Origin of the sequence: Nocardioides segetis (assembly GCF_051390595.1) — a bacterium.
GTDB lineage: Bacteria > Actinomycetota > Actinomycetes > Propionibacteriales > Nocardioidaceae > Nocardioides.
In genome coordinates, this window is the sequence record NZ_JBNINR010000022.1 from 1 (window position 1) to 13,226 (window position 13,226).

At 72.0% G+C, this 13,226-nt stretch carries 12 protein-coding genes; 3 read left to right on the forward strand and 9 right to left on the reverse strand.

Annotated features, from left to right (window positions below):
- Positions 1-300 precede the first annotated feature (300 nt).
- Positions 301-483: a hypothetical protein gene (locus tag ACPZVR_RS23795; RefSeq protein WP_436702169.1), complete on the forward strand. Its 183-nt coding sequence runs from the start codon at positions 301-303 to the stop codon at positions 481-483.
- 6 nt (positions 484-489) lie between these two features.
- Here the strand turns inward: ACPZVR_RS23795 and ACPZVR_RS23800 are convergent, their stop codons facing one another.
- Positions 490-1,095 (reverse strand): DUF4126 domain-containing protein, encoded by a 606-nt coding sequence (locus tag ACPZVR_RS23800; protein WP_436702170.1) that lies wholly within the window; start codon positions 1,093-1,095, stop codon positions 490-492.
- Between the two features lie 44 nt (positions 1,096-1,139).
- Between ACPZVR_RS23800 and ACPZVR_RS23805 the strand changes: the two genes are divergently transcribed.
- Positions 1,140-1,586 carry a DUF5709 domain-containing protein gene (locus ACPZVR_RS23805; protein WP_436702171.1) on the forward strand — a complete coding sequence of 149 codons (447 nt, stop codon included), beginning with the start codon at positions 1,140-1,142 and terminating at the stop codon, positions 1,584-1,586.
- A gap of 76 nt (positions 1,587-1,662) precedes the next feature.
- Positions 1,663-1,806, forward strand: a complete 144-nt coding sequence (locus ACPZVR_RS23810) for a GPGG-motif small membrane protein (RefSeq protein ID WP_408898372.1) — start codon at positions 1,663-1,665, stop codon at positions 1,804-1,806.
- Between the two features lie 78 nt (positions 1,807-1,884).
- Here the strand turns inward: ACPZVR_RS23810 and ACPZVR_RS23815 are convergent, their stop codons facing one another.
- The 8 genes from ACPZVR_RS23815 to ACPZVR_RS23850 form a co-directional block, all read right to left on the reverse strand.
- Positions 1,885-2,985, reverse strand: coding sequence for an FAD-dependent oxidoreductase (locus ACPZVR_RS23815; protein ID WP_436702172.1), 1,101 nt, complete (start codon positions 2,983-2,985; stop codon positions 1,885-1,887).
- Positions 2,982-3,866 carry a DUF1295 domain-containing protein gene (locus tag ACPZVR_RS23820; RefSeq protein WP_436702173.1) on the reverse strand — a complete coding sequence of 295 codons (885 nt, stop codon included), beginning with the start codon at positions 3,864-3,866 and terminating at the stop codon, positions 2,982-2,984. Before ACPZVR_RS23820 ends, ACPZVR_RS23815 begins: the two co-directional genes overlap by 4 nt.
- Positions 3,867-3,924: 58 nt before the next feature.
- Positions 3,925-5,508: a glutamine-hydrolyzing GMP synthase gene (guaA, locus tag ACPZVR_RS23825; RefSeq protein WP_436702174.1), complete on the reverse strand. Its 1,584-nt coding sequence runs from the start codon at positions 5,506-5,508 to the stop codon at positions 3,925-3,927.
- 257 nt (positions 5,509-5,765) lie between these two features.
- Positions 5,766-7,478, reverse strand: a complete 1,713-nt coding sequence (locus tag ACPZVR_RS23830; RefSeq protein ID WP_436702175.1) for a GMC oxidoreductase — start codon at positions 7,476-7,478, stop codon at positions 5,766-5,768.
- A 3-nt stretch (positions 7,479-7,481) separates the two neighbouring features.
- Complete coding sequence (locus ACPZVR_RS23835) at positions 7,482-9,122, reverse strand: succinic semialdehyde dehydrogenase (RefSeq protein ID WP_436702176.1); 1,641 nt, start codon at positions 9,120-9,122, stop codon at positions 7,482-7,484.
- A 226-nt stretch (positions 9,123-9,348) separates the two neighbouring features.
- The gene (locus ACPZVR_RS23840; protein ID WP_436702177.1) at positions 9,349-10,803 is read right to left on the reverse strand and encodes an aldehyde dehydrogenase; all 1,455 of its coding nucleotides are present in this window, start codon (positions 10,801-10,803) and stop codon (positions 9,349-9,351) included.
- Positions 10,800-11,990, reverse strand: coding sequence for an Rv3169 family protein (locus tag ACPZVR_RS23845; protein ID WP_436702178.1), 1,191 nt, complete (start codon positions 11,988-11,990; stop codon positions 10,800-10,802). The genes ACPZVR_RS23840 and ACPZVR_RS23845 overlap by 4 nt, the downstream gene beginning before the upstream one ends.
- A complete protein-coding gene (locus ACPZVR_RS23850) occupies positions 11,987-13,177 on the reverse strand; it encodes a phosphotransferase family protein (RefSeq protein WP_436702179.1) in 1,191 nt (396 codons plus the stop codon). Before ACPZVR_RS23850 ends, ACPZVR_RS23845 begins: the two co-directional genes overlap by 4 nt.
- Positions 13,178-13,226: the final 49 nt, after the last annotated feature.

The window sequence follows — 13,226 nt, forward strand, 5'->3', positions numbered from 1 at the left end:
TGGAAGAGACCATCTCCCGCATGGCCGGCTCCCAACACGGCTCCGCCAAGACCATCGACGAACTCACCACCATCGCCCACGGCATCAACCGACCCGTCCACCAACGCACCACCCTCTACCAACCCACCTGACACACCCACCGGCCCCTCGACGGATGGCCCTCGTGCGGTAGGTAAAGCCTTCCCCGAACGCACCGGGCCGGGCCGCGCGGGCCCCTATCCTCGTCGCGGCGAACGGAGCATCTTCATCAAGCCCAAGCTCGTCATCGGCAGCGAGGTCGACGGCTGGCTCAACCGCGTCATGCGCCGGCAGCACGTCGGCGATCCCGCGCTCGGCGGCGCCGCGCCCGCTCCCCCCGCGCTGGATCAGCGCACCGACGACGACCCAGGTGGCGACCCCGGCGGCGCCCTGGCGGGACCGACGGCGGACGTCCTCAGCCTCGACGTCGACCGGGTCCGCGTCGACGAGACGACTCGCGACTGAGCCGCCTCACTCGACACCGACACGCCCGCCGGCGCGGCGCTCCCGCCACGCGCGGAACCGGGCCCAGCCGCGACGCACCGTGCGCCAGGCGAGCCAGAGCAGCACCAGCCCCGCGACCAGCAGGACCGCGGCGATCGACGCGGCGGCGTACGGGTGCTCGATCGCGAACCAGACCACCGCGAGCACCGCGACGTCCTCGCCGAGACTGATGCCGATGTTGCTGAACGGCTCGGGCACGGTGTTGACCGCCATCCGGGTGCCGGTCTTGACCGAGTGCGACGCGAGGGCGCTGCCTCCTCCCACGACACCGCCGACGAGCTCGTCCAGCGACGTCGAGTCGCCGGCGACCAGCACGCCGACGACGCCGCCCACCAGCGGGCGGATCGCGGTGGAGACGACGTCCCATGCGGAGTCGACGTACGGGATCTTGTCGGCGACGAACTCGAAGGCGTACATCACCGCGGCGACGGCGAGCACCTCCCAGCGGCCGAGCACATCGGGGATCGACGCGAACGAGCCGACCCGGTCGGCCAGGCCGAGCACCAGCACGACCAGGTAGCTGTTGATCCCGCTGGCCCAGCCCGAGGAGAACGCCAGAGCGAGTGATTCCACGACGTCAGCGTAGGTCCCCGCGGCCTCCGGGTACCGCACCTCGCATGAGCACCAACGATCCCGAGCAGTACGAGGGCTACAGCGTCGACGACGAGGACCAGCTCCAGCCCGAGGACACCCTCGCCGACGGGGATGTCGAGGACGAGCTGGACCGGGGCTACTCACCGCCCGAGAAGTACTCCGCGGCCCAGCGCTACGGCAACACCCCGTGGGAGCAGGCACACGACCGGCCGCTCGAGGACCGGCTGGCCGAGGAGGAGCCGGAGCCGGACCCCGACGCGGAGCGGTCGGCGGTCTCGGATCCGGAGGACCCGGAGGCGGAGGTCGGCGACGAGCGGGCCGGACGCCTCCTGGAGCCCGACGAGGGCGCCGGCGACGACGTCGAGAAGGACCTGGTCGCCGAGGACGTCGGCATCGACGGGGCGGGGGCGAGCGCCGAGGAGGCGGCCATGCACGTCATCTCCGAGGACGCGGACGACCTGCGCCCGTAGCGGCCGCACCGTCTGCCTCCCCCGCCGCGGGGTACCTCAGGTCCGGGCCGTGAGGCCCCTGACGAAGGAGGCAACTGTGGCACTCATCTTGTGGATCCTGGCCGTGATCCTGGTGGTTTCGGGCATCTTCAGCCTCTTCCGGGGTGAGATGCTCTGGGGGATCGTGCTGATCGTCGTGGGCCTGTTGGTCGGTCCGGGAGGCGTCAGCCTCTTCACCTGACCGCTCCCCCTCGAGCGAGATGTGCCGAGCCCGGGCCGTCCGGCCCGGGCTCGGCGCTGCCCTCCCAGGTCTCCGACGTCACGGCGCGCGCACGCCGCGGTAGATCCCTCGGCGCACGACCCATGGCTGGAGCACCTGCCGCACCGACCACGCGGGGAAGCGGAAGGGACGACCGGACGGCGCGAACACCCGCAGGCCGTCCGCCTCCGGTCCCAGCACGGATCCCCAGCGCCGGCCGGACGGCCGGAACGCGTGCAGCGGTCGGCCGGCCAGCTCCGCGCGGATGTTGCGCGCCAGCAGCGTGTCGGCCCGGTTGCGGGCGGACGAGCGGAGCGGGTCGGTCGCGGCGACGTCGCCGATCGCGAACACCCCCGGCACCCCCGGCACCCGCAGCGTCGGCTCGACCCGGACGAAGCCGTCCTCGTCGAGGACCTCCGCGGGGAGCCACCCGGTGTTGGGCCGCACGCGGCCGATCGCCCAGACGACCGTGTCGGCCGACGTCGCGGGCTGCCCGGTCGTCCAGGCCACCGGGCCGTGGGTGATCTCGTCGACCGCGAAGCCCGCGGGTACGACGGCCCGGTGCCGCGGGAGCAGAGCGACTCCCGCGCCCAGCAGCCGACGACGGGCGACGTCCCAGACCCGGGGATGGTGCTGCGGCAGCGCCCGCTCCCCCGGGAACGCCAGCCGCACCGTCGTACCGGGCCACCGGGTGGCGGTCTGCAGAGCGGTGCTCACCGCCGCGGCTCCTCCGCCGATCACGAGGAGGTCCGTGGCCGCGGCGACCCGGGCGTGGGCCCGTGCCAGCGCGGCGGCGACATCGGCGTCGGTCTCGAAGCCGGGCCGGCGCCAGAAGCCGTTGCTCACGCCGGTGGCGATGACGAGCACGTCGTAGCCGATCCGTCGCTCGCCGACGGCCACGGCGCGCGCCGTGGCGTCGAGGCCGGTCAGCTCCCCGTGCACGATCTCGGCGCCGTCGAGACGGCGGAACCGGGGGAAGCCGATCCGGTAGTCCCGCGCCCACGCGTCCGGACGCGCCAGGCGCAGGCCGAGCTCCTGCCCGCTGACGAGTCCCGGCTTGCTGGAGACGCCGACCACGTCGACGTCGGCCCGCGCGAGGTGGATCGCGGTCAGCAGGCCGCTGTCGCCGAGGCCCGCGACGACGACCCGGGGCCGGCTCACGAGGCGCGGGTCCGACGGGGTGGCCGCGGGACCAGCATCGGCACCCGCTCGACGACCTCCTGGTACGCCGGTCGCCGATCGAGGCTGCGCCGCTCCATCATCGGGATGCTGGCGCCGAGGAACATCGCGATCATGGCCAGGCCGCCGACGCACAGCCACCACCAGTCCCCGGGCGCGGCGGCGATGCCGAACAGCGCCAGGCTCCACCAGAAGCCGATCTCGCCGAAGTAGTTGGGATGACGGGACCAGGCCCACAGCCCCTGGTCCATGACCTGGCCGGGAGCCCGCCGGGCGACGAAGTCGCGCAGCTGGGCGTCGGCGACGAGCGCCAGGAGCACCGCCGCCAGGCCGACCACCAGCGCGACGCCGTCGAGCCAGCCGAGATCCCGGCCCGGGCGGGTGAGCACGGCATAGGCCGGGACCAGACCGAGGAAGACCTGGAGGGTCGGCACCAGGTGGATGCCGACGAGGTCGGCCAGCAGCTCCCAGCGCCCCGCTCGCTCGCGCACCATCGGGTAGCGCCAGTCCTCGTGGTGCAGGCCGGGGAAGGTGCGCACCCAGTTGGCGGTCAGCCGCACCGCCCACACGACGATCACGCCGAGCACCAGCCAGGCACGCGGGTCGTCGAGGGCGACGTCCGCCGCGAGCCACCAGTAGACGGCGAGGTACGGCGGCAGCACGCTCCAGTACGCGTCGTAGAAGCTGGAGTTGTGGTGCAGCCGACTCGCGCCGAACACCACGAGCGTGGCCAGCACGTCGGCGATCAGCCCGTCGAGCCACAGCCACCGGGTGTCGGGTCCCCACCACAGCCAGGCGGTCGCGACGGCGAACGCGAGGACATAGACCAGCCCGACGCGGCTCAACGACGCGGTCCTGCTCACCCCGCGATGCTACTAGAACAGGTTCTAGCCCGGCAGGCCTCTCATCGCTCCGCCGACGTCACTCCCACTCGATGGTGCCCGGCGGCTTCGACGTGATGTCGACGGTGACCCGGTTGACCTCGGCCACCTCGTTGGTGATCCGGGTCGAGATCCGCTCCAGCACCTCGTAGGGCAGCCGCGCCCAGTCGGCGGTCATGGCGTCCTCGGAGGTGACCGGGCGCAGCACGACCGGGTGGCCGTAGGTGCGGCCGTCGCCCTGGACGCCGACCGAGCGGACGTCGGCGAGGAGCACGACGGGCATCTGCCAGATGTCGCCGTCCAGGCCGGCGGCGGTCATCTCCTCGCGGGCGATGGCGTCGGCCTCCCGCAGGACGTCGAGCCGCTCGCGGGTGACCTCGCCGATGATCCGGATGCCGAGGCCGGGCCCCGGGAACGGCTGGCGCTGGACGATGACGCTCGGCAGGCCGAGCTGGGCGCCGACGGCGCGGACCTCGTCCTTGAACAGCTCGCGCAGCGGCTCGACGAGCTCGAACTCGAGGTCCTCGGGCAGGCCACCGACGTTGTGGTGGGACTTGATGGTCGAGGTGCCGGCGCCGTGGCCGGACTCGACGATGTCGGGGTAGAGCGTGCCCTGGACCAGGAAGCCGACCGCTGCGCCCTCGGGGGCGTCCTTGATGACCTCCAGCTCGGCACCCTCGAAGGCCCGGATGAACTCGCGGCCGATGATCTTGCGCTTGGCCTCCGGCTCGCTGACGCCGGCGAGGGCCTCGAGGAACTGCTTCTCGGCGTCGACGATGACCAGCTTGGCGCCGGTGGCGGCGACGAAGTCGCGCTCGATCTGCTCGGTCTCGCCCTTGCGCATGAGCCCGTGGTCGACGTACACGCAGGTGAGCCGGTCGCCGATCGCCTTCTGCACGATGGCCGCGGCGACGGCGGAGTCGACGCCGCCGGACAGGCCGCAGATGGCGCGGCCGTCGGGCCCGATCTGATCGCGGATCCGGGCGATCTGCTCCTCGGCGATGTTGCCGATCGTCCAGGTCTGGCGACATCCGGCGATGTCCCACAGGAAGTGCTCGAGGACCTTCTGGCCGTGCTCGGAGTGCAGCACCTCGGGGTGCCACTGCACCCCGGCCAGGCCACGGTCGACGTCCTCGAAGGCGGCGACCGGGGTGACCTCGGTCGAGGCCAGGACGGCGAAGCCCGCGGGCGCGGCGGTCACGGAGTCGCCGTGCGACATCCATGCGTTGTGCTCGGCCGGGAGGCCGGCGAGAAGCGTGCCGGGCAGGCTGGTGATGACCCGGGTGCGGCCGTACTCGCGGGCGCCCGTCGCCGAGACGGTGCCGCCGAGGCCCTGGGCCATGAGCTGGAAGCCGTAGCACATGCCGAACACGGCGGGACCGGACGTGAAGACGGCCGGGTCGATCGCCGGAGCGCCCTCCGCGTAGACCGACGACGGGCCGCCGGACAGGATGATCGCCTTGGGCTTGCGGGCGACCATCTCGGCCACGGGCATCGTGTGCGGGACGATCTCGGAGTAGACCCGCGCCTCGCGCACCCGGCGGGCGATCAGCTGGGCGTACTGCGCCCCGAAGTCCACCACCAGGACCAGGTCGTGCTCGGGCTGCGTCTCCTCGTCCGTCATGTGCGAATCGTATCGGCGGGGTGCCTGGGGTCCCGAACTCGCGTCGCACCCGGAAAACGCACCAGGGCCCGGCCGGGGAGGGAGGGTGGCCGGGCCCTGATTGTCCACGCAGCTGATGGACAGTGCCTGGACCGAGCCCGGACTTCGGGAGGGAGCGTGAATACCCGGGCTCGCTCGTTCAACGACCCCCCGCAGGGTGGGTTACGCCGGCTCCGAACAAGTTCGGGGGAAAATTCCGGGAGCGGTCCAGGCGGGGCCTAGCTGACCCCGACGATCGGCAGCCGCAGCGCCGCGGGGGCGTCCGCGGGGACGACCGGCGCCTTGGGCGCGACCGGCTCGATCTGGCGGTAGGCCTCCCCCAGCTCCGGGCGGGTGTCGTGCTCGCCCTTGTTGGGCCAGTAGGCCATCGCCCGCTCGGCCTGCGCAGTGATCGTCAGCGACGGGTTCACCCCCAGGTTCGCCGAGATCGTCGAGCCGTCCACGATGTGGAGGCCCGGGTGGCCGTAGACCCGCTGGTAGCCGTCGACGACGCCGGTCGCCGGGCTGTCGCCGATCGTGCAGCCGCCGATGAAGTGGGCCGTCAGCGGCCGGTTGAACGGCTCACCGATCGTGCCGCCGGCGGTGCCCCCGCCCATCACCCGGGCCATGCGGCGTACTGCGTCGTTGGCGGCGGGGATCCACGTGGGGTTGGGCTCGCCGTGGCCCTGCCTCGACGACAGGATCCACTTCCCGGCGACCCGCTTGGGGAAGGTGGTGATGGAGTTGTCGACCGACTGCATGACGAGCGCGATGACGACCCGCTCGGACCAGTGCTTGACGTCGTAGAGGTCGCGCACGCGCGTGCGCTCCTTCCACAGCTCCTTGAGCCAGACCCTCCACCGCGGGTCGGGACCGTCACCGTCGGTGAGCACGGTCTGCATCAGCGACATGGCGTTGCTGCCCCTGCCGTAGCGCACCGGCTCGATGTGGGTGTGCTCGTCGGGGTGCCACGAGGAGGTGATCGCGACACCCTCGGTGTAGTCGACGTCGGCCCCCTGCGGGGCGATGGCGCCGAGGATCGACTCGGAGTTCGTGCGGGTCAGGTGGCCCAGACGGTCGGACACGTGGGGCAGGTCCCCGGTCGACTTGAGCCGGTGGAGCAGCTTCTGCGTGCCGAGCGCGGCGGCGGAGAAGACGACCTGCTCCGCGGTGAACGTCTTCGTCGCGGTACGACGCGACAGCTTCGCCTTGGTCCACCGGGTGTCGACGCGGTAGCCGCCCCCGGCCAGCGGCCGGACCCGGGTCACCGTGGTGAGCGGGTGCACCTCGGCGCCGTACTGCTCGGCGAGGTAGAGGTAGTTCTTGACCAGGGTGTTCTTGGCGTTGTGCCGACACCCGGTCATGCACTCGCCGCAGTCGCGACAGGTGTTGCGGGTCGGGCCGACCCCGCCGAAGTACGGGTCCGCGACCGGGGTGCCGGCGTCCTGCCCCGGCCCCCCGAAGAACACCCCGACCGGGGTGGCGTGGAAGCTGTCGCCGACGCCCATCTCCTCGGCGACCTTCTTCATCACCTCGTCCGAGGGCGTCATCCGCGGGTACTCGACGACGCCCAGCATCCGCTTGGCCTGGTCGTAGTAGGGCGCGAGCTCCGCCTTCCAGTCCGTGATGTGCGACCACGACGGGTCCCTGTAGAACGGCTCGAGCGGCTCGTAGAGCGTGTTGGCGTAGACCAGCGACCCGCCGCCGACGCCGGCGCCGGCCAGGATCAGGCAGTCCTTGACCATGTCGATGCGCTGGATGCCGTAGCAGCCGGCGGCCGGGGCGTAGAGGTACTTCTTCAGGTCCCAGGAGGTCTCGGCGAAGTCGGCGTCGGTGAACCGTGCGCCGGCCTCGAGCACGCCGACCCGGTAGCCCTTCTCGGTCAACCGCAGCGCGGTGACCGAGCCGCCGAAGCCGGATCCGATGACGAGGACGTCGTAGTCGAAGGTCATCGCTCAGGCCCTTCCCAGCTTGTCCATGATCCGCAGCGAGGCGGACATGAATCGCGCGTAGCCCTCGTCGGACATGCCGAGCATCGGACCGAACCGGATCAGCCGCTGGGTGGCGACCGACTGCGTCTCGGTGTAGCGGTGGATGCCCTCGCCGCCCTGGCGCCGACCCATCCCGGACTCGCGCATGCCGCCCATGGGTGCGTCGATGCTGGCGAAGGTCGCTCCGAACGCCTCGTTGACGTTGACCGTGCCGCACTTGATCTGCCGGGCGATCGCGCGGCCCCGCGCGGTGTCGCGGGTGTAGACCGAGCCGTTGAGGCCGTACTCACCGTCGTTGGCCCGGGCGATCGCGTCGGCCTCGTCGTGGAATCGGTAGACCGAGACGACCGGCCCGAAGGTCTCGTTGCCGAAGCAGGTCATCTCCGGGGTGACGCCCTCCAGGATGGTCGGCTCGTAGTAGTACGGCGCGAGGTCGGGCCGCGCCCTCCCGCCGGCGAGGACCCGCGCCCCCTTGGCGACCGCGTCGTCGACGTGGGCGGTGACGGTCTCGAGCTGGTCGGCCGAGATCAGGGTGCCCATGTCGGCGTCCCAGCTCATCGTCGCGCCGAGGCTCATCGCCTTGGTGCGGGCCACGAAGCGCTCGACGAAGCGGTCGTAGACCGCGTCCGCGACGAACATCCGCTCGGTGGAGACGCACAGCTGGCCGGCGTTGGAGAAGCAGGCGCGCACGGCCCCCTCGGCGGCGCGCTCGATGTCGGCGTCGCGGAGCACGAGGATCGGGTTCTTGCCGCCGAGCTCGAGCGAGCAGCCGATCAGCCGCTCGGCCGCCTGCCGGGCGATGATCCGACCGGTGGCGGTGGAGCCGGTGAAGCAGATGTAGTCGGAGCGCTCGATGATCGGCGTACCGAGCTCCCGCCCCGGGCCGGCGACGACCTGCCACAGGTCGCGCGGGAACCCGGCCTCCTCCAGCAGCTGGGCGCCGAGCAGCGCCGACAGCATGGTCTGCGCGTCGGGCTTGGCGACCACGGCGTTGCCCGCGAGCAGCGCCGGGAGCCCGTCGCACAGCGCCATCGTGAACGGGTAGTTCCACGGCGAGATGATCCCGACGACGCCCTTGGGCACGCGGTTGAGCTCGACCTTGGTGAGCACGGGGACCACTCCCGGCCGCCGCTGCGTGTCGAGGTGCCGGTGGGCGGTGCGCGCGTAGTAGCGCGCGGTCAGCGCGATGTGCAGCGGCTCGTCGAAGGCGTGCTTGCGCGCCTTGCCGGACTCGAGCTGGATGAGGTCCATGATCTCGTCCTGCCGGTCGAGCACGATGTCGTGCAGCCGGTGCAGGATCCGGGCCCGCTCGTCGATCGACACCCGCGCCCACGCCGCCTGCGCCACCCGCGCGCGCCGGAACGCCTCGGCGACGTCGTCGGTGCTGGACTGCGGGATGTTGGCCACCGGCGCGCCGTCGATCGGCGAGTGGACCTGGGTGGTGCGGCCGGTCGTGGCCAGGATCCGGTCGGTCAGCCGGGCGACGTGCTCCGGCTCGAGGGCGTAGGACGCCCGCGGGTCGTGCTCGGGGTCGTGCGGGCCGTCGAACGACTGCCCGCCCGGACCATCGGAGGACGCGCCGGAACCGGAGATCGCTTCGCTCATGTGACGAGAGTAGGTGAGCGGGGTCACCCGCGGCTACCGATCGGTAACGGATGTGTGGCTTTACACATCACGTCTTGATGTCAAGGGATCCGCGAGGACAGTTTCACCGGCCGGCCGGTGAAACTGTCGGGGTTGGACGACAAAACTCACGCTTGGACGAGGAAACTTCTTCGTCCCAGCGTGAGTTTCACCGGCCGGCCGGTGAAACTGGCGCCGATATATCGCGCTACATCGGCGGCGCCGACAGGTACACCGACTTCAGCTCCGTGTACTGCGCCAGCCCCTCGGGACCGAACTCCCGACCGAGCCCGGAGGCCTTGAAGCCACCGAACGGAGCGGCGAAGTCCATCGTGTAGGTGTTGACGCCGTAGGTGCCCGTGCGCACCGCCCGGGCCACCTCCAGGCCGGCGTCCTGGTCGGCGGTCCACACGGTGCCGGCCAGGCCGTACTCGGAGTCGTTGGCGATCCGCACGGCGTCGGCCACGTCGTCGTACGCGATGACCGAGAGGACGGGGCCGAAGATCTCCTCCTGGGCGATGCGCATCTTGTTGTCGACCCCGGCGAAGACGGTGGGGCGGACGTACCAGCCGCGGTCGAGCCCCTCGGGGCGACCCTCGCCGCCGACGAGCAGCTGGGCGCCCTCCTCCTGCCCGATCCGGATGTACGACGCGACGCGCTCCTGCTGGCGCCGCGCGACCATCGGCCCGATCTCGGTGGCCGGGTCGAGCGGGTCGCCGACCTTCATCCCGCCGATCGCGGCGGCCAGGGAGGCGGCGAAGGAGTCGTGCCGCTCGCGGCTGACGAGGACCCGGCTCTGCGCGACGCAGGCCTGGCCGGAGTTCATCACGCCGAGGAACTTCAGGCCCTCGATCGCGGCGGCCTCGTCGGCGTCGTCGAGGATGATCGCGGCGGACTTGCCGCCGAGCTCGAGCGAGACCCGCTTGAGCTGCTCGCCGCAGATCGCGCCGATCGTGCGGCCCGCGGCGGTGGAGCCGGTGAAGGCGACCTTGTCGACGCCGGGGTGGCGGACCAGGTGCTCCCCCACCTCCCGACCGCCGGCGACGATCGACACCACGCCCTCGGGCACCCCCGCCTCGACCAGCAGCTCGGCGAGCAGATAGCCGTCGAGCGGGGTCTCCGGCGCCGGCTTCACCACGACGGTGCAGCCGGCGAGCAGGGCCGGGATCACCTTGGACAGGATGGTGAACTGCGGGACGTTCCACGGCGGGATCGCCGCCACGACGCCGACCGGCTCGTGACGGACGACGACGTCCGCACCGAGCGCGCCGGGCCGGGTCGACTCCCACGGGAACTCTCGCGCGATCGCGAGGAACGCCTCGATCTGCATCCACGGCGCCGGCGCCTGGGCCAGCGAGCTGAACGAGATCGGCGAGCCCATCTCGGTCGAGATGATCGTGGCCATCTCCTCCAGCCTCGCGGCGTACAGCCCGGACAGGGCCTGCACGACGTCGATCCGCTCGGCCGGGCTCATCCGCGGCCACGGCCCCTCGTCGAAGGCCCGGCGGGCGGCGGCCACGGCGGCGTCGATGTCGGCCGCGCTGCCCTCGGGGACCCGCGCGACGACCTCCTCGGAGTGCGGCGAGACCACCTCCAGCACGGCGTCGGTGGCGGGCGTGGCCCAGGTGCCGCCGATGAAGAGGGCATCACGGTCGAGGGTCATGGGGTCTCCTTAGCTAGATCGAACCAGTCGTTGAATCCCGAGGGGTCGTGCCGACCCAGCGCGCCGTGCTCGAAGAGGCCCCAGCCCTCGGCGCCGTCGGGTACGCCGGCCCCGGGGCCGTGCACGGTGGCCCGGCCGACGTGGTCGATCACGCCGAACATCACCCGCCCTGCCACGGCGGGGTCCGCCAGGTCGTAGGTGAGCCGCTCGGTGAACGCCGGCCCCTTCCACATGCCGTGCGTCCAGTCCGAGTCGCCGCCGTAGCCACCGCCGACGTGGATCGGCACGGGCAGCTTGGAGGACACCTCGAGCACGAGCTCCTCGCCGCGGGGCGTCGTGCAGACGATGGTGGCCCCGGTGGGCACCCGGGTGCCCGGCGTGTAGCGGATCGAGACCCGCGGCCAGCCGAGCTGCTCGACCCGGCCGTCGCGCCAGACGCGGGTGCAGTCGTTGAGCGTGCGGAAGCCGTCGGGCGTCTCCTGGATGATGATGACGACGCAGAAGTCGTCGAAGCGCAGCGGCACGTAGAGCCACCACATGCCCTCGAACGCCGGGTCGGCCGGCTTGCCCGCGGGGGCGGCCTCGCCGACCGGACGGATGCCCCACGACCGGTCCCGCGATCCGAGCCAGCGATCGGGCGTGACCGTGATGTCGGTGCCGTCGACACTGAGCACGCCCTCCCAGGTGCCGAGCTGGGCGAAGCGCTGCGCGTCGAGCGTCGTACCGCTGCCTTGGCGCATCACGTGCGACAGCTCCTGGACGACCGGGAAGGAGCCCTCCCAGATCAGGTCCATCGCCACGCCCTCGGTCTCCTCGAGGACCAGCCGCAGCCGGTGCAGCGGCTCGATGATCTCGACGCGGTAGTTGCCGACCCGCTGCTCCATCCGGTCGGCGCCCCGCGGGTCGGCGGCATCGCCGAGGTGGACGGCGGTCTGCTCGCGGCGTCCCTCGACCTCACGGCTCAGCAGCACGAAGGCGTCCTTGGTGCCGAGGTTGGGATAGAACCCGAGGCCGGTGATCAGGAACAGGTCCCCGGTGCGGTCGTGGGCGTTGAGGTAGCAGCGGTCGTAGAAGTTGCGGTCGCTGCTGCCCGCCCACGCGACGGGGCGGGGCAGCTGGTGGATCGGGTACTCGTCGAGCGGACCGAGGCCGTGGTACTCGCCGTGCAGGCCGTGGTCGTGGTTCATGCGCCGACCTCCTCGAGCAGCCGCTCGAAGAGCGGACGGTGATGGAAGACCGACTCCGGGTCGTCGGGGCGCTCGATCTCGCCGAAGTGGATCTGCCGGGCGCTGGTGCGCAGGAAGACGCAGCCCCAGTTGACCGCCGCGTGCACGAGGTGCCAGGTCAGGTCGCCCGGCTCGACGCCGCTGATCTCCCGGTACGTCGCCACGACGTCGTCGGCGGCGAGGAAGTCGGGCATCCCGGGGAGCCCCAGCATCGTCGCGATCTCCTGGAAGACCTGGTGGGCGAAGACCAGCCAGGCCAGGTCCATCTCGCGCGGGCCGAGCGTGGCCATCTCCCAGTCGAGGACGGCGACCGGCTCGAAGTCGCGGAACATCATGTTGCCGATCCGGGCGTCGCCCCAGACCAGCACCGGCTCCCCCTCGTCGACCGGCAGGTTCGCCTCGAGCCAGGCGAGGCCGCGTTCGATGAGCGGCGAGCGGGGGCTGGCCGGCCGGCTCTCGCCGACGCCGTCCGCCTGCCGCGCGTCGGTGGCCGCGATCGCGTAGTCGTACCAGGCGCGGGTCTTCGCGAGGTTGCGGGCCAGCGGGGTCGCCCCGTCGTGCCCCGTGACCGCGGGGTCGAGGAAGGCGAATCTCGCCGCGGCGTCGGGGATGCCGTGCAGCCGCGCCAGGACCTCGACCGTGCTGCGCTGCAGGCGCGCCTGCTGCTCGGGCGAGGCGTCGAAGAGCCAGTTGTCGCCGAAGGGATAGGGCAGCACGTCGGGCGGCACGGCGCCGTCGAGGCGCGTCATCAGGAAGAACGGGGTGCCGAGCACGTCACCGGTCGGCTCGTTGAGGCCCACCGGCGGGACGGGGACGCCGGCGAGCTCGCCCGCGAGGCGCATCGCGTCGTACTGGTCGGTGAGGCGGTACTCCGGGAAGACGGGCACGTCGCCCGGCGCCGGGGCCACGCGCGCGACGTACTCCCGGGTGGCGCGCTCGCCGTCCTCGCTCGCGGTGATCGCGAGCAGCACGGTCTCGCTCGACATGCCGTTGGCCTGGATCCCGTCGTGGACGGTCACCGCGGGCCGGCTGTCCTCGGGCAGCACCTCGCCGAGCCAGGCGGTGAGCCGCGCCTGCAGGTCGTCGGCGTCGCGGCTCGACCGCTGCAGGGTCATCTCTGCCATCTCTGCGGGCAACGACTCGGTCACGGGGGCCTCCTGCCTGACACGCTACTAGAACGTGTTCTATGTCACGACG